This window comes from Burkholderia sp. HI2714 (assembly GCF_002223085.1).
GTDB lineage: Bacteria > Pseudomonadota > Gammaproteobacteria > Burkholderiales > Burkholderiaceae > Burkholderia > Burkholderia lata_D.
This window is the reverse complement of record NZ_NKFM01000035.1, coordinates 251028-271046: the sequence shown is the minus strand read 5'-3', so window position 1 is coordinate 271046 and position 20019 is coordinate 251028. Positions and strand designations below refer to the sequence as shown.

Here is a 20019-nt window from a genome sequence, read left to right as displayed (position 1 = left end):
GCAACGGGTCGGCAAACGACATCCGCGACAATCCATCAAGCCAAAAAAAGCCCGCCGGTATTCCCCGGCGGGCTTTCACATTCGACTGATCCGACTGCCTGAACGACGCTTAGCGCGCCGGGTTCAGCAACAGGTTCATGTGACGGTTCACGTCCTTGTACAGCAGATAACGGAAGCGGCCAGGGCCACCCGAATAGCACGCCTGCGGGCAGAACGCGCGCAGCCACATGAAGTCACCGGCTTCGACCTCGACCCAGTCCTGGTTCAAGCGATACACGGCCTTGCCTTCCAGCACATACAACCCGTGCTCCATCACGTGCGTTTCAGCGAACGGAATCACGCCGCCCGGCTCGAACGTCACGATGTTCACGTGCATGTCGTGGCGCATGTCGCTCATGTCGACGAAGCGCGTCGTCACCCATGCACCGTTGGTGCCCGGCATCGGGATCGGCTCGACGTCCTGCTCGTTGGTCACGAAGGCTTCCGGCAGCGGAATGCCGTCGACGGCCTGGTAGTGCTTGCGCACCCAGTGGAAACGCACCGCGGCATCGCTGACGTTGTGCAGCGTCCAGTCCGCACCCGGCGGAATGAACGCGTAGCCGCCCGGCTTCAGCACGTGCTTCGTGCCTTGCAGCGTCAGCTCGGCTTCGCCTTCGACTACGAACAGCACGGCTTCGGCGTTCTTGTCCTGCTCGGGCTTGTCGCTGCCGCCGCCCGGGTTCACTTCGACGATGTACTGCGAGAAGGTTTCCGCGAAACCCGACAGCGGACGGGCGATCACCCACAGGCGCGTGTTCGTCCAGAACGGCAGCCAGCTCGTGACGATGTCGCGCATCACACCCTTCGGGATCACCGCGTACGCCTCGGTGAACATCGCGCGATCGGTCAGCAGATCGGTCTGCGGCGGGTGGCCGCCATGCGGCGCGTAATACGTTGTCTCAGACATAGTGCATCCAGGCAATGGGTTGGTCCGGCCCCGGGTGCCAACGGCATCGGGCGGCACGTACGCGCGTGGGGCACGCATGCGGCGGCGGGATATCGTTGCCGGGGTGGCTTGAAAGCGCATGCGCCTTCGTTCGGTCGGCCAGGCTTCGCGACGGGTTCGTCCGGTTCATCGGACGCGGCGGCCCATGCTTGTGGGGCCGGCAGCCAGGCCGTGGCGCTCGCGATCATGCGGCGAGGCGCGGCCGGCGGCACGGTGCGATGCCGTACGCGAGCATCGCCGACGATAGCGAACTCATTCGCAATCGACCAATTAAATGTTGCGATGGATTCCATTCGATTTCCCACTACTCGCCGGCAGCCGCGATACGCGGTGAGGAAGTGCGAAGCGACGCTCCGGCTATCAGGGAAATCCTGACGGGCGGGGCAACGCGCACGTTAACCTGGACGCAAAAGGCGCGAGCGAATAACCGCAGCTGTTTCCCGTTGCACGCGCGGGTCGCGATACACCTGGTTACGCCGATTGGAGTGCGACGACGTGCGTATCGCAGCAAGCCGCACCGCGCCAATCATGAGCCATCGCGGGCCGCAGAACGTGCCAACGGAAATCGAACGGGACGCGAATGGTATCGGCACGCCTCGGACGCATTCACTCGCGAGAGACGGTGTAGTCGGAAAACGGGGAAATACAGCGAGGAGGGAAACTTGCCGGCCCGTCGATCGGGCGTCTGGCCGCGGCTGGGGAAGCCGGAAAGGGTTCGCCGGTCTGGCCGGCGATGACGGCCCGGCAGGCCGCCGGGCCGAATCTCGCGTCGGGTGCCGACGCCGTCGGCGCGCCGGTGCGCCATTCGCGCACCAAGCCGCGCCAGCGGCGATCAGTCCCAGTCGCGGTGGTGGTGATGCTTGCGGTGGCGATAGCCACGATCGCCGCGACCGCCGTAATCGCGCTCGTACGAGCTGCGCGACATGTTGCCGCCGAGCGCCGCGCCGGCGCCGCCGCCGACAGCCGCACCCAGCAGGCCGCCCGTGCGGCCGCCCATCGCGTTGCCTGCCGCGGTACCTGCGCCGCCGCCAAGGGCGCCGCCGATGATCGCGCCGGTGCGCTCGCGACGGTTCGACGTCACCGCGCCACCCGCGCCGCCGCCGATGGCGCCGCCGATCACCGAGCCCGTGCTGCCGCCGAGCGCACCGCCGACCGCTGCGCCGGCTACCCCGCCGAGCGCGCCGCCAAGCGCGTTGTTCATGTCACCTGCCATGGCCGGCAGTGCAGTCGCGCCGGTCAACGCGGCGACGACGAGAGCGGGGGCGATTTTCTTCCACATTCCCGTATTCTTCCTTGTTCGCAATCTGGTTATTGAAGGTCCGCTCGGTACGACGATCTGAATCGATCGACGTCCGGTCAGGCATTGTGCCGAACCGCGGACCAATTCATTTCAATGAGCTTGCGGCGAAGAATAGCACCGGTCCCGCATCCTTGCCGTGGACATTCTGGTAACAAGTTGTTTACGAATAAGCGCGTCCGAACGGCCGCGCCAGAATGCCCGCAAACCCGCGCCAGTATTGGCTTCGCCGAGGGTCCGGCGCTGCGCAACGACAGGCCGGCCATGCACGGCGTCGCACGTTTGCGACACACGCGGCAACACATCGGGAACGAATCGTGGGCCGGGCCCGAAACGGCGGCGGGGAAGAGATGAAGGGGGTCAGTACACGCCGGGCAGCAGACGCCAGGTCCGCGCGCAATACGCGTCGTATTCGGCGCCGAATTGCGCACGCAGCAGCGCCTCCTCGGAGCGGATGCGTGCGACGAGCGGCACCATCGTCAGCACGACCAGCAACAAGCCGACACCCGAGCGGAATGCCAGCGCCCACCCGACCGAATTGACGACCAGGCCGAGATAGCTCGGATTGCGGATGCGGCGGTAGATGCCGTCGGTCACGAGCGTATGGCCCGGCTGGATCGCGACGAGCCCGCTGAAGCGCTTGCCGAGCACGAATACGGGCCAGATGCGCAGCACGCCGCCCGCGATGTACAGCACGACGCCGAACCAGCGCACCGCATCGCCGCCGAACGTCCAGAAATCGAGCCGGTCGGTCAGCGCCGGCAGGTACGCGAGCAGGAACCCGCTCACCCCGAACGCCGCGAGCACCCAGCGGTTGTCGCGATTCTCGCGCTCGCCGCTGCTCAGGTTGCCTTCGGTGAACAGCGCGGCGACGGCCATCGCGAGCGTCGCGACGACGACGACGGTCAACGGTGGATGCGAGAAGAAGGCCGCGAACCCGCCGCTGCCGAGCACCGCGAGCCCGAGATAGACGAGCGTGGCGATGGCGGACGCGACTGCGACCTTGCGGGTGACTGTCATGGCGGCCTCACCGGAGTGCGGAATGCACTTTCCTGTGAAGTATAGGAAGCGCGCGCACGCCGTGCAGCGCACCGTCGTTATGCGAGACGCGAATCCGCTGGAGTCGTCAGGCGGACGCGGCGCGCCTGACCGATGCGGCCCGCACCTGCGCCCGGTGCCCGATCAGCGGATGCGGAAGTTGCCGCCGATCCCGACGCTGACGGGCGGCGCGTAATACGCCGGCGCATAGCCGTAGTAGGCCGGCGCGGGCGCGTAGCCGTACGGCGGCGCGACGTAGCAGCCGGACAGGCCGCCGATCAGGGCAAGCGTGATGAGAAGTCTGGTCATGGCTCGATTCCCGGCGCGAAAGACGAATGGCACCTCGCGAAAGCCGTGCTGCCGCGAAGGGCGGCGGCCGGCACGAAGAGGCGATCCGCCCTTCCTGTCGCTCGGTGAAGCAATGCGCGGAGTCTAGCGCCGGGTGGGCCGGGCCGAGTTTCGTCGGCGGTTACACGTGTTACCTCGCATGACCGCTGAAACAGGCGTTGGCACGGCGGCTGGCCGGTGCGCCATGCCGCGCCGTCGCCGCGTGCAATCGACGCGTTACACGAAACGCGCGCGAATGCGCTGCGCGAGCGCTTCGAGCGTCGCCGCGTCGGCGATTTCGCGCGCATGCATCCGCAGCTCCGCGCCTTCCCAGCGCGGGATCACGTGGAAGTGCACATGCGGCACCGTCTGGCCGGCGGCCGCGCCGTTGAACTGGCCGATGAACACGCCGTCCGGCTCGAGCGCCGCGCGCACCGCGGCCGCGACGCGCTGCGTCATGCGAATGCCGGCCGCCGCCGCGTCGCCGGACAACTCGAAGATCTGCGCGGCCGGCTCCTTCGGGATCACGAGCACGTGGCCGTCGGCCTGCGGCATCAGATCCATGATCGCGAGGGTCGTGTCGTCTTCCGCGACTTTCACGCACGGCAGTTCGCCGCGCAGGATCTTGGCGAACGGGTTGTTGTTGTCGTAGGACATGGCGTTTTCCGATAACGGTTGGACTGGGAGAGTGGGAAAGCGATGCCGGACGATTATCGGCCGACGGCGGGTCGGATTTCAACTTGTCAGGCCGCATCGCCCTTACGGCGAACAATGGCCGCCGGCTCGCCTGCAACATCGGTAACGGAATGGAATATCCGGCCGTCGCCGTCCGTTTATTTCGAGCGTGGGTTCACGCGGCAACAGCACGATCGCGAACCCGCGCCGGACACCCGTCGGCTGCGCAGGCCGGCAGCCGGGATGACTGCTCGCGATCATCAACCGGAGTCATGCCATGGACCCTCTCCCCTCCTGTCGTTCCCCCGCCGCGCCCGTCCTTGCGGTTGACCTGCCGGTCGTTGCGCGCGTCCGGCGCACGCTTGCGCACTCGCTATGCCGCGCGGCATGCGGCGCCGGGCTGCTCGCGTTGTCGTCGGCGTTCGCATGGGCCGGCGGCAGCGACATCATCTTGCCGATTCCATCGTTCACCGCGTCGACCGTGCCCGCCAACGGCGACGTCAATCCGTACGGCATCGCCTTCGTGCCGCGCGGCGTGCCGAGCTGGAGCACGCTGAAACCCGGCGACGTCGTCGTGTCCAACTTCAATGCGGCGTCGAACACGCAAGGCACCGGCACGACGATCGTCAAGCTGTCGCCCGGCAAGACGCCGGCGGCCTTCTTCCAGGGCAGCAATCTCGGCCTGACGACCGCGCTCGTGGTGCTGCGCAGCGGCTTCGTGCTGGTCGGCAACGTCCCGGCGCCGGACGGCAAGACCGTCGTGCCGCCGGGGTCGCGGCTCGTCATCGGCCCGCAAGGCAATCTCGTCACGCAACTCAGCAGTGCGGCGCTGCTCGACGGACCGTGGGACATGACCGTAATCGATCGCGGCCAGCGCGTGACCGCGTTCGTGTCGAACGTGCTGAACGGGACGGTCTCGCGCATCGAACTCGCGATCGGCGACAACGGCGTCACGATGCTGCCGGGCTCACGCGTCATCGCGTCGGGCTACGTGAATCGAACCGATCCCAGCGCACTCGTCGTCGGCCCGACCGGCCTCGCTTACGACCCGAACATCGACGTGCTGTACGTCGCCTCCACCGGCGACAACGCGGTGTTCGCGATCCAGAACGCGGCGTCGACGAATCGCAACGGGGGCGTCGGACGGATGATCTACTTCGACGCGGCGCACCTGCACGGCCCGCTCGCGCTGGCGCTCGCACCGAACGGCCATCTCGTGACCGCGAACGGCGACGCGGTCAACGCCGACCCGCAGCAGCCGAGCGAGATCGTCGAATTCACGGTGGACGGCCGCTTCGTCGCGCAGATGCAGGTCGACACCGTTGCAGGGGCAGCGTTCGGCCTGGCGTTCGGGCGCGGCAGCAAAGGCCAGCTGGAATTCGCAGCCGTCGACGACAACACGAATACCGCGACGGTCTGGACCCTGCGCTCCGACAACAACAACGCGCAGTAACGCGCCGCCTGGACGGGCCGCATGCGGCCCGTTCGCCCCAAACGATCGACACACACGAGTCACACACGCCGGGCACCTTGCGCGCTGTCGGCGCCGCCCGGCGCCGCACGCACCCGCGATTGCCACCGCCGGCCCGAACCTGCGACACTGCCGGTTCATGTTCAGCCTGCCGACAATCGAGGACGCTCGCGCATGACGATCCCCTTCAAGAAGCTGATCCTGCGCGGCGTCGCGCTCGCCGTCGTCGCCGCGGTCGGCTACACGGGCTATATGTTGTCCCGGCTCGCGCCGATCGCGACCGGCTATGCGGCGAAGGCGCTGTGTTCCGGCGTGTACGTGTCGGGCCGCCCGGCCGCGTCCGTGATCGACGTCGACATCATGGCCGGCGTGCATCCGCTGCTGAAACTGGTGCACCCGTCGATCGATCCCGACCATCATCGCGCGACGGCGACCTTCGCCGGCTTCGCCGAGCGCGAAGCCGACTTCCGGCCCGGGCTCGGCTGCACGCTCGCGCTCGGGCCGTCGCCCGGCACGTTGCCGGCCGCGCTGCCGCCCCTCCCTGATCCGCCATCCACGCAGCCGCCACCGGCCACGCCGCCGGCCGGCATCGACGCGCAGAAGCTGCAGACCGCGCTCGACCGCGCGTTCGACGAGCCCGATCCGGCGCGGCCGCGGCGCACGCGCGCGGTCGTCGTGATGTGGCGCGGCCAGGTGATCGCCGAACGCTATGCGCCCGGCTTCACGGCCGACACGCCGCTGCCCGGCTGGTCGATGACGAAGACCGTCACGGCCGCGCTGGTCGGCACGCTCGTCGCGCAGCACAAGCTGTCGCCCGATGCGTCGGCGCTGCTGCCCGAATGGCGCGGCAGCGGCGATCCGCGCGCGGCCATCACGCTCGATGAGTTGCTGCGCATGACGAGCGGCCTGCAATTCAACGAGGACTACGACGACCCGCTGTCCGACGTCGCATTGATGCTGTACGCGCAAGCCGATACCGCGCGGTTCGCGTCGGCGAAGCCGCTCGCTGTGACACCCGGCACGCGGTGGTCCTACTCGAGCGGCACGAGCGCGATCCTCGCGCGCGTGATGCGCGAGGCACTGGGCGGCAGCGACGGCGACTACCTCGCGTTACCGCGCCGCGCGCTGTTCGCGCCGCTCGGGATGCGCAGCGCGGTGTTCGAGCCCGATGCGTCCGGCACGCTCGTCAGTGCGTCATACATGTATGCGAGCGCGCGGGACTGGGCGCGCTTCGGGCAACTCCTGTTGCAGGACGGCGTGTGGGACGGGCAGCGGCTGCTGCCGGAAGACTGGGTGCGCTACCTGACGCGCACGACGCCGCAGTCGGCGCGCCAGGAGTACGGCGCGCAGCTGTGGGTCAAGGTGCCGGAGCCGTTCAACGATCGCGATCCGCATGCGGTCGCGATGCCGGCCGACGCGTTTCATGCGGTCGGCCATGAAGGCCAGTTCGTCAGCGTGGTGCCGAGCCGGCAGTTGGTGGTCGTGCGACTCGGGCTGTCGCGGCCGGAATCCGCGTGGAATCACGAGGCGTTTCTCGCGCGCGTGCTCGACGCGGTGCCCGCGCCCGGCGCGTGAAAACGAGCCCGCGGGCCCGTGCATGCCGGTCATGACGCAGACGCGGCGGCGATAGCCACACCGCCGCACCGCGCATTACCTGTGCGGCATCACGGGTTCGCGCTGCCCGCGTACTTCTGGAAGCCTTCGCGCGTCGCGAGACGTTCGATATAGCGCTTCGCCGCCGGGAAATCCGGGTGCTCGAACGGCGTGCCGAACCAGCGGTTCACCGACAGGCCGATCGGAATGTCCGCGAGCGTGAAACTGTTGCCGGCCACGTACGCGCCAGTCGCCTCGAGCTGCGCGTTCAGCACCTGCATGTGCTTCGTCCAGCCCGCGATCGACTGCGCGATGCCGGCCGGATCCTGGTGATCGGGCGATTTGCGCACGAGGCCGAGGAACGCGCCGACCCACGAGCGGTTCAGGTCCGCGCCCTGCCAGTCGATCCATTGATCGACCCGCGCGCGCGCCTGCGGCTCGGCCGGATACAGCGCGTCGCCGCCATAGCGGTTCGCGAGGTAGCGGATGATCGTGTTCGATTCCCAGAGCACGAAATCGTCGTCCTTGATGACGGGCACGAGACCGTTCGGATTCAGCGCGAGATAGGCCGGATCGTTGGTCGTACGGAAGCCCGCGCCCCAGTCTTCCTGTTCGAACGGCAGGTTCAGCTCGGTGCACAGCCACAGCACCTTGCGAACGTTGATGGACGGAATCTTGCCGAGGATGTGCAGCATGCAGTCTCCTTGTGAGGTCGATGCGGAGCACCCGGGACGCAGGACAGGTCCCGAATGCGTTCACGCCGAGTTTATACGCGACTACGCGGCAAACGACAGGCCGTACGCGGAAAATCCGCATGCGGACGATTCGTCAGGTCACGCAGCGCATGCTCGGCCGTCGGGAACCGGAACATGAATCCGTCCTGATGCAGCCGCGCCGGCATCACGCGCTGGCCGTCCAGCAGCAGCTCGGCCATCTCGCCCATCGCGACGCGCAGCAGCGCGGCCGGCACGTGCAGCCAGGCCGGACGATGCAGCACCTTCGACACGACCTGCACGAACTCGCGCTGGGTCAGCGGCGCAGGCGCAACCGCGTTGTAGACGCCGTGCATGCCCGGGTTCGCCATCGCACGCGCGATGATCCGCAGCACGTCGTCCCGGTGGATCCAGCTCATCACCTGCGTGCCGTCGCCGAAGCGCCCGCCCATCCCGAAGTAGTGCGGCAACAGCATCGGGCGCAGCGCGCCGCCGGGGCCGAACACGACGCCCAGCCGCAGCACCACCAAACGAACGCCATGACGCTCGAGCGGTTGTGCAGACTGCTCCCACCGCCGGCACAGCTCGGACATGAAGCCGGTGCCGGCGCTGCTGCCTTCGTCGAGCCGCTGGTCGCCAGGGCGCACGCCGTAGTAACCGATCGCCGATGCCTGGATCCACGTGCGCGGCTTGACCTCGGCGGTCTCGACCCAGCGCATCAGCGATTCCGTGACGCCGACGCGGCTCGCGAGCAGCACTGCCTGCCGGCGCTTGCTCCAGCGTGCACCGAGCACCGGCGCGCCCGCGAGATTGATGACCGTGTCGAAACGCTCGTGCGGCTGCAGCTGTTCGACGGACGTGATGCTACGCACGCGGCCGTGAAACTGATACGCCGCGCGCAGCGGATCGCGGGCCAGCAACGTGACCGCATGCCCCGCATCGAGCAGCTGGTTCACTAGGGTTTCGCCGATGAAGCCGGTCCCGCCGGTGACGAGCACGTTCCCCGGCGGCTGCCCCGCGAACGGATTGGCAACCGGCGCGCGTCGCGCGATCCGGCAGGCCGCGATTCCGTCGCGGATTCCCGATACCGTCACGCCGACGGCAAAGAGGCTCAGCACCCAGCCGCGCCAGCCGAGATCGAGCGCCTGCAGCGCGGTCGGCTCGTGCACCCACGCGGCCAGCTGCATCGCGATCATCCCGAACAGCGCACCACCGTTGACGGCCAGCAGCGTGTGCAGCACGCGTTCGGTTGCGGGCAACTTGCGGCTCTGGTCCTCGATGACGAAATCCCACAACGTCAGCACCACCTCGACGACGACCACCGCCGCGAGAGCCACGACCCACGCGCCGTGAAAAGCGACGTTCGCGATCGATGCGAACACGAGGCCGTAAAGCACGGAACGCACCGCGTGAATCGCCAGCTCGAGCCGCGCGCCCGGGCTGTGCGGCAGATCCTGCGTGAGTTCGTGGTGATAAAGCGTATCGAATGCGCCCATCGCACCCTGCACGATCAGCAGGTTGAGCGCCCAGTCGAAAGCGGGCAAGGTGTTCATACGGTGTCCCTCCTCCAAAGCCAGACAAGCGGCGGCACCATCGCGACGAGTGCCGCCGCGTCGATCGCCACGTGGCCCGATACATGGGCCTGCAATGAAAACAGCATGTCCTGCGGCGCCCAGATCAACAGGCCGGCCAGCAGCCATCCCCACACTTCCCGTTTCTGCAACCTGTTGCCGAGATGCACGAGCGCCAGCATCCAGACCGACGCGCATTGCACCGTCGCGCCCATCAGCGACATCCACCAGATCTGCTGCGCACGCGCCGGTTCGGGTGCCGCTCCGGCCCAGAAATGCTGTTCGATGACGCGGTGATACGCATCGAGCCACGGCGCGCCGGCAACCCAAGGAACGGCAATGCCGACGAGCAGGTGTGCGATCGCGGCGCCGTACATCCAGGTCACGACGTTGCGTCGCGCAGCGTCACCCGCCGGACGATCTGCTGTGGGTTCGGCGGTACGGTCGCGACCGCTACCGCACGCCGCCCCGTCGCACGGCGCTTCCGCGCGATAGCCGAGCCAGCGCGATACCGCATGCCGGTTGCGCGCGAAGCGGCGATACAGCGGCGCCAGCGCACGGCGCACGGCCGGCACGCGAAGCAGCCGGACGAGCCAGCGGCGGCCGGTCAGCGCATGGGCGGCCAGGATGCTGTCCACGCCGGTCAGCATGCGTCCGTCGGGCAGGCGCGCGTGCAGCTCGCGATTCAGCGCAGGCAAGTCGACGCCCAGCGGCGCGGGATCGAAACCCGGCTCGGCGATATCGACGAAAGCCAGCCGGTGCCGCGTATCGCGGGCGCCGAGACGCTCGATCTCCGCCACGCATAACGGACATCGTCCGTCGAAGTACAGCATCAGTTCACTTGAGTCCATGATTCGCACTCCTTTTTTTCCGTCGCATGCCTCATGAATCGATCGACTGCTTTCCGCCATGCCGCACCGCCGCTTCTGCGCAGCGGCGGCAACGCACTTACATCGGCTTGAGCACCATCAGGAAGTAGACGGTCAGCATCGCGAAGAACGCCGGATAGCCGAGCAGTTCCCAGCGCTTCGCGTAAAGCCAGTACCGCTCGGGCAACGCGGCATCGCCATTCGCATGAGCGAGCTTCGCCATCGCGGCCAGCTCGACCTGCAGCCACACGACCGGCAGCCAGCACGCGCCGGCGATCGCATACAGCACGATCGACGCGACGAGCCACGGCGTATGCCACGGCCAGCCGGCCGTATGCGCGAGCCAGAGCCCCGATGCCGGCTGGAAGATCACGGCCGGCGTCGTGAACCACCAGTCCGCGCGCACCACGAGCCGCGACACGGCCGCGATCGCGGGCACCGAGCGCGTGCGGTTCGCGAAGAACAGGTAGAACGCGGTGCCGAACCCGGTGCCGACCAGCAGCACCGAGGACAGGATGTGAAGCGCCTTGATGACGAGATAGGTGTTCATGATTGTTCTTCTTCTGAAAAAAGGATCAACAGGATCGCGAGAATCGGCACGTTCTTGAGCACGGGGCCGAACGGTTCGGCGAGCAAGCCCGGCATCGTGACCGCGATGACCGCCGAATACGCGACGATCAGCGCTGCTTGCGCCGCCCACAGGCGCCGCGACGGCGCGATGATGGTCGCGATGCCGAACGCGAAATCCAGCGCGCTGGCCGCGTAAAGCGCGATCAGCGCGGGCAAGCCCGTTACGTGTGCAGGCGCCAGCAGCGCGAGGCTCGCGCGCAGCGGATGGATGAACGCGCTCGCGATCGCCGTCCAGATCCACACGATCGCGAGCGCGCCCAGCAGCAACGGGCGCCGCCACATCGCGAGCGCGTCGCGGCGCAGCGCGGCGGCTTCCGCGCCGATGAAGCTGCCGATACCACGCGGCGGCCGGCCGAGCACGGCCGCGGTGGCAGCCGGATCGCCGGTGTTGCCGCCGCGCAGCATCGTCCACGTGTCGCGCGTCAGCATCGCCCCCGGCAACGCGCCGAGCAGTGCGGCCGCCGCACCGACCAGCGGGCCGGGCAGCGCCACACGGGCCGCCGGCGGAAATCCGAGTGAGGCGCGGTAGCCGGCCAGCATCTCGCGGTATTCGACCTCGTCGCTGCCGACCACGTCGATCACGCGGCTGCCCGCCGCCGGCGAATCGCCCGTTTGCACGACGCACCGCGCGACGACTTCGGCGAGATCGTCGACGTGCACGGGGCGCAGCCGCTGATGGCCGCCCGCCGGCAGGACCTGCACCGGCAGGCTCGCGAGCATCCGGAAAAAGCGCGCCGACGCGCCGTCCGTGCCGTAGACGAGTGCGGGACGCACGATCCGGAAGTCGATTGGCAGCGTCTGCAGGAAGCGGTCGGCCGCGGACTTGCTCGCGAAGTAGCGCGTATCGCCACGCTCGACGCCGAGCGCCGAGATCTGGATCACGCGCCGCACGCCGGCGCGGCAGCACGCGGTGAAGAGCGCGCACGGCGCGGCGCGATGCACGACGTCGAGCGTCGCGCCGCGCTGATCGGCCAGGATGCCGACCGCATTGATCACCACGTCGACGCCTTCCAGCCGCGCGAGCCACGCGTCCGGGTCGACGTCCTTCGCGAAGTCGATCGCGACGTCGGACGGGCCGGCCGCCTGACGCACGCCGCGCAGCACGCGATGGCCGCCGGCTTCGAGCTGCGCGCACAGTGCCCGCCCGATGAAGCCGTTCGCACCGCACACGAGAACGGTCATGCTGCGCGCCCCGGTGCGGCCATGCGGGCGGGTCGACGGCAAGACGGTGTCCATTTTCATCCTCTATTTACAGTTATTTCTGTACGGACAGAAATAACCACCCCAAAAAAAGCGGGCTGGCTGCCCGCACTGCGCATATCGCTTACTTCGACGGCTTGCGCCTGACCGTCTGGCTGATCTTCGCGCCGATGCCGAGCGCCTTCATCAGCGTATCGGGCTTGAGCCGCAGCATCTCGTCCGACCAGGTCGTGAGCGTCTCGACGAACTGCAGCGTGTCGCGGATGCGCTGCTCGGTCTCGCGGCTCTCGCTCGCGATCTCGGGATTCGTCAGGCAGTCGCGCAGCACCGTGAGCGTCGGCTCGATCTCGCGCTGCCGCCGCCCTTCGACGATCAGCTTGAACAGTTCCCAGATGTCGGTCGACGTCTCGAAGTGGTCGCGGCGGTCGCCCAGCACGTGCACGACTTTCGCCAGCCGCCACGCCTGAAGCTCCTTCAGGCTCGTGCTGACGTTGGAGCGCGCCACGTTGAGCGTCTCGGCGATCTCGTCGGCCGCGATCGGCCGGCCGGCCAGATAGAGCAGCGCGTGGATCTGCGAGACGGTGCGGTTGACGCCCCACCGCGAGCCCATTTCGCCCCAGTGGAGAATGAATCGTTCGGCAATCGGTGTGAGTTCCATGACGTGAAATTTAGGCATTTCAGTTATTTCTGTCAAGAGAGAAATAACCGGACGATCCGCCCGGTTCCGGAAGCGTCCGCCCGCGATCGGCCGCTTCCTTTACAATGCGCGGGATTTTCCCGAATTCAGGCCGTCCCAGCCTTTCTGACTAGAGGTTCCCATGATCATCAAACCGCGCGTGCGTGGCTTCATCTGCGTGACGACTCATCCGGTCGGCTGCGAAGCCAACGTCAAGGAACAGATCGACTACGTGACTTCGCACGGCCCGATCGCCAACGGCCCGAAAAAGGTGCTCGTGATCGGCGCGTCGACCGGCTACGGCCTCGCCGCCCGGATCTCGGCCGCCTTCGGCTCGGACGCGGACACGCTCGGCGTGTTCTTCGAGCGTGCCGGCAGCGAGACGAAGCCGGGCACGGCCGGCTGGTACAACAGCGCCGCGTTCGAGAAATTCGCCGCCGAAAAGGGGCGCTATGCGCGCAGCATCAACGGCGACGCATTCTCCGACAAGGTCAAGCAGGTCACGATCGACACCATCAAGCAGGATCTCGGCAAGGTCGATCTCGTCGTCTACAGCCTCGCGGCACCGCGCCGCACGCATCCGAAGACGGGCGAAACCATCAGCTCGACGCTCAAGCCGATCGGCAAGACGGTCACGTTCCGCGGCCTCGACACCGACAAGGAAGTGATCCGCGACGTCACGCTGGAACCGGCGACGCAGGAAGAGATCGACGGCACCGTCGCCGTGATGGGCGGCGAGGACTGGCAGATGTGGATCGACGCGCTCGATGAAGCCTGCGTGCTGGCCGACGGCGCGAAGACCACCGCGTTCACGTATCTCGGCGAGCAGATCACGCACGACATCTACTGGAACGGCTCGATCGGCGAAGCAAAGAAGGATCTCGACAAGAAAGTGCTGTCGATCCGCGACAAGCTGGCCGCGCACGGCGGCGACGCGCGCGTGTCGGTGCTGAAGGCGGTCGTCACGCAAGCCAGCTCGGCCATCCCGATGATGCCGCTGTACCTGTCGCTGCTGTTCAAGACGATGAAGGAAACCGGCACGCACGAAGGTTGCATCGAGCAGGTGTACGGCCTGTTCAAGGACAGCCTGTACGGCGCGACGCCGCACGTCGACGAAGAAGGCCGCCTGCGCGCGGACTACAAGGAACTCGATCCGCAAGTTCAGGCGAAGGTCGTCGCGCAGTGGGACCACGTGACGAACGAGAACCTGTACGAGCTGACCGACTTCACCGGCTACAAGACCGACTTCCTGCGGTTGTTCGGCTTCGAGATCGCCGGCGTCGACTACGACGCGGACGTGAACCCGGACGTGAAGATCCCGGGCATCATCGACACCACCGTCTGACGGTACGGCCCGCCACCCCCGCTGCCCGGGCAGCGCGGGTGGCAGGTTCGAGATACCGGCGACGTCAACGCGGCGCCGGTTCCTCCAGATAAACGCCTGACGACAACGTGGCCTTCACCTGCCGCGTGAATTCGTCGGTCGACACTTCTTCTTCCCCCGCCTCGATCGCTTCGTACGCCTGGCGCACGACGTCGGCCGGCGTCGCCTTCGGCACGTCGAGGCCTGCCGTCAGGTCGGTATCGATGAAGCCGGCATGCAGCCCGACGACCTGCGTGTGCTGCTCGCGCAGCGAATGGCGCAGCCCGTTGGTCAGCGCCCACGCCGCCGATTTCGACACGCCGTAGCCCGACAGGATCGGCCGGTTCACCCAGCTCGCGACGGACAGGATGTTCAGGATCGCGCCGCCGCCATGGCCGGCGAGGATGCCCGCGAACGCGCGCGACATCGCCAGCATCCCGAACACGTTGGTTTCGAAGTGATCGCGCAGCGCGTCGGGCGCGCCGTCGTCCGTCAGGCTGCCAAGCCGCGCGATGCCCGCGTTGTTGATCAGCAGCGTGACGTCGCGGGCGGCATCGGCCGCCGCGGCGACGGCCACCGGATCGGTCACGTCGAGCTTCACCGGCACGACGCCCGGCAGCGTCACGGTGGCCGGATCGCGCGCCGCCGCATAGACCTTGCGCGCCCCTCTCGCGAGCGCCTGCTTCGCGAACTCGAGCCCGAGCCCGCGGTTCGCGCCCGTGATGAACACCACTGCACCTTCGATCTTCATGTTCGTTCCTTTCGCATGATGAATCGCATGCGCGCCGGCTCGCCGCGCGCGTGAGATCCGGTGGAAAACCAGCCTGCCCTTGCTTACCGAACCGTGGCGCCGCCGCCCGCAGACGGCGAGCCGCCCGCTGCCCGTGACCCGGCGGCGCCCAAGACGCCGACCGATTGCCATCCGGTGTTCCGGCAGCGGCTTTGCACCCGCCGCCAAGTCGGCTACACTCGATGTCAATGTCGATCACCATTGTCTTTGCGGTGCATTGTGTTCTCGCGCCTCGGGCATGTCAATGGCGATCGCCATTGTGTTTTCCAATCGACGCGATCGACAAAATCAGGGAGGGATCGATGGGCGTGTCAAGACAGCAGGCTGCCGAGAACCGGAGCGCGATCGTCGCGGCCGCCGAGCGGCTGTTCCGCGCGCGCGGCGTCGACGCGGTCGGGCTCACGGAACTGATGAAGGAGGCCGGCTTCACGCAGGGCGGCTTCTACAACCACTTCAAGTCGAAGGACGCGCTGGTCGCCGAGGTAATGGAAAAGGCGATGCAGGACCGCGCGGATTCGCCGAATGCCGGCAGTCTCGACGCGCAGGTGGCGTGGTATCTGTCGGCCGCGCATCGCGACAACGTCGAGGCCGGATGCCCGCTGTCCGGTTTCGCCGGCGATGCGCCGCGCCTGACCGACGCGGCGCGGGCGTGCTATGCGCGCGGCCTCGCCACGTATCTCGATCGACTGGAACGGATGGTGGCCACGGAAGGCGCGACGCCGGCGCAGACGCGTCGCGATGCGGTCGCGGTGTTCAGCCAGATGGTCGGCGCGCTCGTGTTGTCGCGCGCGATCGCCGGCACCGATCCGGCGCTGGCTGACGAGATCCTCGCTGCCGGACGGGAGACACTCACCGCCGGGCGCGCCGGCGTAGCCGCGCCATGACGTCGTGACGGGTCGGCTTGCGCCGTGTGCGGGTGGGTCAACGTGCGCGCCGACGTTTCGGCGTCTTGCCGCGCTATTCGACCGCCCGTGCGGCATCCCACAGCGGCTGTGCACCGCGCGCCGCATTCCAGGCGGCAAAACGCGTGCGCCACGCTTCGAACGGCTCCGCCAGCGGGTGGCGCGGATCGTCGCTGAGCGAATACGCCATCCCTTCGATCAGCCAGCGCGGCCTGGTCGCGACGGCCAGGTTGCCGAGCACTTCGGCCTGCCGGTGATGGATCAGCTCGTGCGCGAGAAAATAGGTCTGCCAGCCGCGCGGCGCGACGACCACGCCGAAATTCCCCAGCGTCAGCGCCGCGCGCTGGCCGAGGCCGAACGCATCGGCGCACGCCCGCGTCGAGCAGAACACGACGCGCGGCGCCGCCTGGAATGCACCGACGGCCGCCGCCGCGCGCGCATAGCCGTCGCGATAGAGCTGCTGCGCGTCGCCGAGCTTCGCGGCATCGTCCGTGCAGATATCGGCGCTCGGGCACGACACACCGGGGACCAGCGCGGGCGCGACGACGCGCAACGGCTTGACGAGCGCATACGCGGCAATCGGCAGCGCGACGAGCAGGCCCGTGAGGGCAAAAGCGACATGGGAGCGTTTCATCGGGGCGGTGGTTACGGGGCGTTCTCGTTCTGCTGAAGTCTTTCCTGCGTGAATATATCGGACCGGCGACGTCTGCGGACTGGCTTGATTCGCGGCCGGCGCCCGTTTGCACGCTTGCGCTCGTCGCGATCAGGGAGACGTTCCGGCGCTTGCCATTGCGATCTGCCGTTTCGTCGAAAGGAAAGCCTTGTGCGACCTAATGGCCCCCATGGCCTTGAGCCTCGCCAGCCGGCAGCTAACGGGAGAGGCGCCAGCCATCCGACCGCCGAACCCCGCCGCACACGGTTGAAACGAGCCCTGCCAATCAGGCAACATGCCCCGTGCTCGCCTCGCCGGCACCTGTCATCCGGCGGCTCCAGCGCAGCCCCAGCCACAGAAGCGCGACACTGCACACGAACAGGAGCGCCTCGACCAGCATGGTATCGACATGCCAGTACCGCGTCAGCAGCACGACGGCGAGGTCGAGCAGGAAATGAAACGCGATCGCATACGCGAGCCAGCGCTTCGTGCCCCGGACGAATGCCTGCAGCACGATCAGCGACAACCCCACATGCGCGGCCATGGCACTCGCGCGCTCGAACAGCGCGAGAAACGGCCACGCGAGTGTCATGCCCGAGAACTGCGACCCGATCAGCGACTGCGCACCTTCAGGCACCACGACGCCCGCTCGCGCGAGCAGGTAGCCGGTTCCGAGCGCGATGAATCCGACGCCGACCAGCAGCATCGCTTCCAGTCCGCCGTGCCCGAGCCCGAGCATCACGGCCGTCGGCGCATCATGCCGCTTCGGCAGCAAATACCGGAAAGCGACCCAGCGCCCGCACTCCTCGAAGAGCCCGGCCGTCAGCGCCGCGAACACGAGCATCGGCAGGTGCCAGCGAGGATCGTTCCCGAGCCAGTGGAACGACGGCACCTGCCACGACAGGCGCAGCACCGGCTGGAACACGAAAAAGGTCAGCATGCCGTAGGAAAACACCCGCAACGGCACCTGCGTGCGGCGCCGCCACGCGGCCGCGAGCAACACCGGCGCGATCAGCGCCACGACACCCGCTGCGAGTGTGAGACACAGGAGCGCCGGGGCGACGGGATGCATGACGAATGCCGTTACGCGAGTTGCTTGTGGAAATACGTCGTCGCGCAGAGCGTGCCGTCGGGCATCAGCGCGTAGTTCGGCACGACACCGACGCGCTGCCAGCCGGCCCGCTCGTACAGCCGCTCGGCGTCGCCGCCCGTCACGGTATCGAGCACGAGCACGGTCTTGCCCGCGTCGCGCGCGGCCGCATCGGCCGCCGCCATCAGCCGCGCGGCAATCCCCTGCCGGCGCGCACGCCGCGACACGAGCATCTTCGAGATATCGGCGCGATGCGGCTGGTTCTCGGGCTGTGCGGTCACGACCTGCACGGTGCCGACGATCCGGCCGGCCGCGTCCTCGGCAACGAGCAGGATGCGCTCGCCGTTCGCGACGCCGTCGGCGACATTCGTCCAGAACGCGACGGCGGTCGGCCGCTCGATCGGCAACATGAAGCTGACGGACGCGCCGCCCTCGACGCAATCGATCAGCACGTCGGCCAGTGCTTCGACACAGCGCTTCGCTTCGCCCGCGTCGACGCGGCGGACGGTCACGGATTCGGTCATGCCAACTCCGGTAGTCAGTTGGGCCGCACACGTGGGTTCGGCGTGCGTCCGGATGGGAAGGAACACCGGCCGGCCGTCGCGGCTCGCGCAACGGCGGCAGGCGCGCGGCAACGCCGCACCCGGTCGGCGCGTGTTACCGCCCCATCATCCTACGCGACGAAAAATTCCGTTGCATCGCCGTTCGCCTCTCCTATACTTAGCCGCATGGCTAACTTTCAACCCGGCATCAGCGACGTTTTCCACGCCCTCGCCGATCCGACGCGCTGCGCGATCGTCAGCATGCTCGGCCACGGCGAACGGACCGTCTCCGCGCTGGCCGAACCGTTCGACATGGCGCTGCCGTCGTTCATGAAGCACGTCGCCGTGCTCGAGCGCAGCGGTCTCGTCCAGACCCGGAAAGCCGGCCGCTCGCGCACCTGCACGCTGGTCGGCAGCCGGCTGACCGAAGCCGAGGCATGGCTCGCCGCGCAGCGCGCGCTGTGGGAAGCCCGATCCGATCGCCTCGTCGAATTCGTCGAACGCCGTCACCAGGAGGAGCACGATGTCAGCCAGCCCCGTCGACCCCGTTGAAGCCCACGATCTCGTCATCACGCGCACGCTGCGTGCGCCGCGCCACGCGCTGTGGCGTGCATGGAGCGACCCCGAACTGCTGAAGGAATGGTGGTGCCCGAAACCGTGGACCACCGAAGTGCGCGCGTTCGACCTGCGGCCGGGCGGCGCCTTCCACACAACCATGCGCGGCCCCGATGGCGGCACCAGCGACAACCCCGGCTGCTTCCTCGACATCGTGCCGGAATCGCGCATCGCGTTCACGTCGATGCTCACGGGCGGCTGGCGGCCGCAGACGCCGTGGATGGGCTTCACCGCGATCATCACGATGGCCGACGACGATGCGGGCAGCCACTACGAGGCGCGCGTGATGCATCCGGACGCCGCCACGCGCGAGCGCCACGAAGCGCTCGGCTTCTTCGAGGGCTGGAACACCTGCATCACGCAGCTCGACGCGTTCGCGGCCGCGCTGCGCTGAGCCGACCGCGGCCGCATGTGCGGTCATTGCATGCCGCCTCGCGCGCGCCTAGGATTCCTGAAGGAAGCCTGACGACACGCCGGCCACCGGCGTGCACCGTCGGGCGCGCTCCGCGGGAGGCAACATGTTGCACACGCACACGCATTCGACCCGGGTCAGCCGGCACCTGAACGCCCCGCGCGGCCGCGTCTACCGCGCGCTCCTCGATCCCCACGCGGTCGAGCAATGGAAGGTGCCCGACGGCATGACGTGCCGCGTGCATGCGTACGACACCCGCGAAGGCGGTGCGCTGCGGGTATCGCTGAGCTATGACGCGCCGTCGGCCGGCACCGGCAAGACCACCCCGCGCACCGATACCTATCACGGCCGCTTCGTCACGCTTGTGCCGGACGAGCAGATCGTCGAGATCGACGTGTTCGAGACCGACGACCCGATGCTGCGCGGCGCCATGACGATCACGATCACGCTGTCCGACGAAGCGGGCGGCACGCGCGTGGACGCCGTGCACGACGGGGTGCCGCCCGGCGTCCCGGCCGCCGACAACGAGACCGGCTGGCAGATGGCGCTGGCGCGGCTCGCGGCGTTGGTGGAGGCCGGGTGAGCAAGGGCCGGGCCCGCCGCGGCGC

General features: G+C 68.0%; 22 protein-coding genes. 7 read left to right on the top strand and 15 right to left on the bottom strand.

The window, feature by feature from the left end:
- Positions 1-109: 109 nt before the first annotated feature.
- The 5 genes from CFB82_RS19240 to CFB82_RS19225 all read right to left on the bottom strand — a co-directional run bounded on the left by CFB82_RS19240 (position 110) and on the right by CFB82_RS19225 (position 4304).
- Entirely contained in the window at positions 110-946 is an 837-nt protein-coding gene (locus CFB82_RS19240; RefSeq protein ID WP_089484862.1) for a bifunctional allantoicase/(S)-ureidoglycine aminohydrolase, read from the bottom strand.
- 871 nt (positions 947-1817) lie between these two features.
- A complete protein-coding gene (locus CFB82_RS19235) occupies positions 1818-2264 on the bottom strand; it encodes a hypothetical protein (protein ID WP_043181055.1) in 447 nt (148 codons plus the stop codon).
- Positions 2265-2642: 378 nt separating this feature from the next.
- Positions 2643-3302, bottom strand: a complete 660-nt coding sequence (locus CFB82_RS19230) for a methyltransferase family protein (RefSeq protein ID WP_089484861.1) — start codon at positions 3300-3302, stop codon at positions 2643-2645.
- 162 nt (positions 3303-3464) lie between these two features.
- The gene (locus tag CFB82_RS43280; protein WP_011353821.1) at positions 3465-3629 is read right to left on the bottom strand and encodes a hypothetical protein; all 165 of its coding nucleotides are present in this window, start codon (positions 3627-3629) and stop codon (positions 3465-3467) included.
- 255 nt (positions 3630-3884) lie between these two features.
- Positions 3885-4304: an HIT family protein gene (locus CFB82_RS19225; RefSeq protein WP_089484860.1), complete on the bottom strand. Its 420-nt coding sequence runs from the start codon at positions 4302-4304 to the stop codon at positions 3885-3887.
- A 295-nt stretch (positions 4305-4599) separates the two neighbouring features.
- Here CFB82_RS19225 and CFB82_RS19220 point away from each other — a divergent pair, with 295 nt between their 5' ends.
- Entirely contained in the window at positions 4600-5775 is a 1176-nt protein-coding gene (locus CFB82_RS19220) for a hypothetical protein (protein ID WP_179255417.1), read from the top strand.
- A 192-nt stretch (positions 5776-5967) separates the two neighbouring features.
- Entirely contained in the window at positions 5968-7368 is a 1401-nt protein-coding gene (locus CFB82_RS19215; RefSeq protein WP_089484859.1) for a serine hydrolase domain-containing protein, read from the top strand.
- An 89-nt stretch (positions 7369-7457) separates the two neighbouring features.
- On the opposite strand, the gene CFB82_RS19210 is transcribed toward CFB82_RS19215, so the two are convergent.
- From CFB82_RS19210 to CFB82_RS19185, 6 genes are all read right to left on the bottom strand, one after another.
- Entirely contained in the window at positions 7458-8081 is a 624-nt protein-coding gene (locus CFB82_RS19210) for a glutathione S-transferase family protein (protein ID WP_069252645.1), read from the bottom strand.
- A gap of 71 nt (positions 8082-8152) precedes the next feature.
- Positions 8153-9652, bottom strand: a complete 1500-nt coding sequence (locus tag CFB82_RS19205) for a TIGR01777 family oxidoreductase (protein ID WP_089484858.1) — start codon at positions 9650-9652, stop codon at positions 8153-8155.
- Positions 9649-10521 (bottom strand): thiol-disulfide oxidoreductase DCC family protein, encoded by an 873-nt coding sequence (locus tag CFB82_RS19200; RefSeq protein ID WP_089484857.1) that lies wholly within the window; start codon positions 10519-10521, stop codon positions 9649-9651. The genes CFB82_RS19205 and CFB82_RS19200 overlap by 4 nt, the downstream gene beginning before the upstream one ends.
- A gap of 97 nt (positions 10522-10618) precedes the next feature.
- Positions 10619-11089 (bottom strand): DUF2269 family protein, encoded by a 471-nt coding sequence (locus CFB82_RS19195; RefSeq protein ID WP_089484856.1) that lies wholly within the window; start codon positions 11087-11089, stop codon positions 10619-10621.
- Positions 11086-12405: an SDR family oxidoreductase gene (locus CFB82_RS19190; protein WP_089484855.1), complete on the bottom strand. Its 1320-nt coding sequence runs from the start codon at positions 12403-12405 to the stop codon at positions 11086-11088. Before CFB82_RS19190 ends, CFB82_RS19195 begins: the two co-directional genes overlap by 4 nt.
- 88 nt (positions 12406-12493) lie before the next feature.
- Positions 12494-13027, bottom strand: a complete 534-nt coding sequence (locus CFB82_RS19185; protein WP_089484854.1) for a GbsR/MarR family transcriptional regulator — start codon at positions 13025-13027, stop codon at positions 12494-12496.
- 160 nt (positions 13028-13187) lie between these two features.
- On the opposite strand from CFB82_RS19185, the gene fabV reads away from it, so the two are divergent.
- A complete protein-coding gene (gene fabV, locus CFB82_RS19180) occupies positions 13188-14390 on the top strand; it encodes an enoyl-ACP reductase FabV (RefSeq protein ID WP_089484853.1) in 1203 nt (400 codons plus the stop codon).
- A 64-nt stretch (positions 14391-14454) separates the two neighbouring features.
- Here the strand turns inward: fabV and CFB82_RS19175 are convergent, their stop codons facing one another.
- Positions 14455-15159, bottom strand: coding sequence for an SDR family oxidoreductase (locus CFB82_RS19175; RefSeq protein ID WP_089484852.1), 705 nt, complete (start codon positions 15157-15159; stop codon positions 14455-14457).
- Between the two features lie 341 nt (positions 15160-15500).
- On the opposite strand from CFB82_RS19175, the gene CFB82_RS19170 reads away from it, so the two are divergent.
- Entirely contained in the window at positions 15501-16082 is a 582-nt protein-coding gene (locus CFB82_RS19170; RefSeq protein WP_089484851.1) for a TetR/AcrR family transcriptional regulator, read from the top strand.
- Positions 16083-16155: 73 nt separating this feature from the next.
- Here CFB82_RS19170 and CFB82_RS19165 read toward each other — a convergent pair whose 3' ends face one another.
- The 3 genes from CFB82_RS19165 to CFB82_RS19155 form a co-directional block, all read right to left on the bottom strand.
- Positions 16156-16734, bottom strand: a complete 579-nt coding sequence (locus CFB82_RS19165; RefSeq protein WP_069252651.1) for a hypothetical protein — start codon at positions 16732-16734, stop codon at positions 16156-16158.
- Between the two features lie 304 nt (positions 16735-17038).
- On the bottom strand, positions 17039-17824 hold the full coding sequence (locus CFB82_RS19160) for a YhfC family intramembrane metalloprotease (protein WP_089484850.1): 786 nt from the start codon (positions 17822-17824) through the stop codon (positions 17039-17041).
- Positions 17825-17835: 11 nt separating this feature from the next.
- Positions 17836-18366: a GNAT family N-acetyltransferase gene (locus CFB82_RS19155; RefSeq protein WP_089484849.1), complete on the bottom strand. Its 531-nt coding sequence runs from the start codon at positions 18364-18366 to the stop codon at positions 17836-17838.
- 204 nt (positions 18367-18570) lie between these two features.
- On the opposite strand from CFB82_RS19155, the gene CFB82_RS19150 reads away from it, so the two are divergent.
- The 3 genes from CFB82_RS19150 (at position 18571) to CFB82_RS19140 (ending at position 19994) form a co-directional block, all read left to right on the top strand.
- The gene (locus CFB82_RS19150) at positions 18571-18936 is read left to right on the top strand and encodes an ArsR/SmtB family transcription factor (protein ID WP_089484848.1); all 366 of its coding nucleotides are present in this window, start codon (positions 18571-18573) and stop codon (positions 18934-18936) included.
- Positions 18908-19393 carry an SRPBCC family protein gene (locus CFB82_RS19145; protein ID WP_089484847.1) on the top strand — a complete coding sequence of 162 codons (486 nt, stop codon included), beginning with the start codon at positions 18908-18910 and terminating at the stop codon, positions 19391-19393. The genes CFB82_RS19150 and CFB82_RS19145 overlap by 29 nt, the downstream gene beginning before the upstream one ends.
- Positions 19394-19517: 124 nt before the next feature.
- A complete protein-coding gene (locus CFB82_RS19140; RefSeq protein ID WP_089484846.1) occupies positions 19518-19994 on the top strand; it encodes an SRPBCC family protein in 477 nt (158 codons plus the stop codon).
- Positions 19995-20019: the final 25 nt, after the last annotated feature.

Excerpts from the sequence above, each read along its gene's own strand:
- CFB82_RS19240 (WP_089484862.1), bottom strand. The coding sequence starts at position 946 with ATGTCTGAGACAACGTATTACGCGCCGCATGGCGGCCACCCGCCGCAG.
- CFB82_RS19235 (WP_043181055.1), bottom strand. The coding sequence starts at position 2,264 with ATGTGGAAGAAAATCGCCCCCGCTCTCGTCGTCGCCGCGTTGACCGGC.
- CFB82_RS19230 (WP_089484861.1), bottom strand. The coding sequence starts at position 3,302 with ATGACAGTCACCCGCAAGGTCGCAGTCGCGTCCGCCATCGCCACGCTC.
- CFB82_RS43280 (WP_011353821.1), bottom strand. The coding sequence starts at position 3,629 with ATGACCAGACTTCTCATCACGCTTGCCCTGATCGGCGGCCTGTCCGGC.
- CFB82_RS19225 (WP_089484860.1), bottom strand. The coding sequence starts at position 4,304 with ATGTCCTACGACAACAACAACCCGTTCGCCAAGATCCTGCGCGGCGAA.
- CFB82_RS19220 (WP_179255417.1), top strand. The coding sequence starts at position 4,600 with ATGGACCCTCTCCCCTCCTGTCGTTCCCCCGCCGCGCCCGTCCTTGCG.
- CFB82_RS19215 (WP_089484859.1), top strand. The coding sequence starts at position 5,968 with ATGACGATCCCCTTCAAGAAGCTGATCCTGCGCGGCGTCGCGCTCGCC.
- CFB82_RS19210 (WP_069252645.1), bottom strand. The coding sequence starts at position 8,081 with ATGCTGCACATCCTCGGCAAGATTCCGTCCATCAACGTTCGCAAGGTG.
- CFB82_RS19205 (WP_089484858.1), bottom strand. The coding sequence starts at position 9,652 with ATGAACACCTTGCCCGCTTTCGACTGGGCGCTCAACCTGCTGATCGTG.
- CFB82_RS19200 (WP_089484857.1), bottom strand. The coding sequence starts at position 10,521 with ATGGACTCAAGTGAACTGATGCTGTACTTCGACGGACGATGTCCGTTA.
- CFB82_RS19195 (WP_089484856.1), bottom strand. The coding sequence starts at position 11,089 with ATGAACACCTATCTCGTCATCAAGGCGCTTCACATCCTGTCCTCGGTG.
- CFB82_RS19190 (WP_089484855.1), bottom strand. The coding sequence starts at position 12,405 with ATGGACACCGTCTTGCCGTCGACCCGCCCGCATGGCCGCACCGGGGCG.
- CFB82_RS19185 (WP_089484854.1), bottom strand. The coding sequence starts at position 13,027 with ATGGAACTCACACCGATTGCCGAACGATTCATTCTCCACTGGGGCGAA.
- fabV (WP_089484853.1), top strand. The coding sequence starts at position 13,188 with ATGATCATCAAACCGCGCGTGCGTGGCTTCATCTGCGTGACGACTCAT.
- CFB82_RS19175 (WP_089484852.1), bottom strand. The coding sequence starts at position 15,159 with ATGAAGATCGAAGGTGCAGTGGTGTTCATCACGGGCGCGAACCGCGGG.
- CFB82_RS19170 (WP_089484851.1), top strand. The coding sequence starts at position 15,501 with ATGGGCGTGTCAAGACAGCAGGCTGCCGAGAACCGGAGCGCGATCGTC.
- CFB82_RS19165 (WP_069252651.1), bottom strand. The coding sequence starts at position 16,734 with ATGAAACGCTCCCATGTCGCTTTTGCCCTCACGGGCCTGCTCGTCGCG.
- CFB82_RS19160 (WP_089484850.1), bottom strand. The coding sequence starts at position 17,824 with ATGCATCCCGTCGCCCCGGCGCTCCTGTGTCTCACACTCGCAGCGGGT.
- CFB82_RS19155 (WP_089484849.1), bottom strand. The coding sequence starts at position 18,366 with ATGACCGAATCCGTGACCGTCCGCCGCGTCGACGCGGGCGAAGCGAAG.
- CFB82_RS19150 (WP_089484848.1), top strand. The coding sequence starts at position 18,571 with ATGGCTAACTTTCAACCCGGCATCAGCGACGTTTTCCACGCCCTCGCC.
- CFB82_RS19145 (WP_089484847.1), top strand. The coding sequence starts at position 18,908 with ATGTCAGCCAGCCCCGTCGACCCCGTTGAAGCCCACGATCTCGTCATC.
- CFB82_RS19140 (WP_089484846.1), top strand. The coding sequence starts at position 19,518 with ATGTTGCACACGCACACGCATTCGACCCGGGTCAGCCGGCACCTGAAC.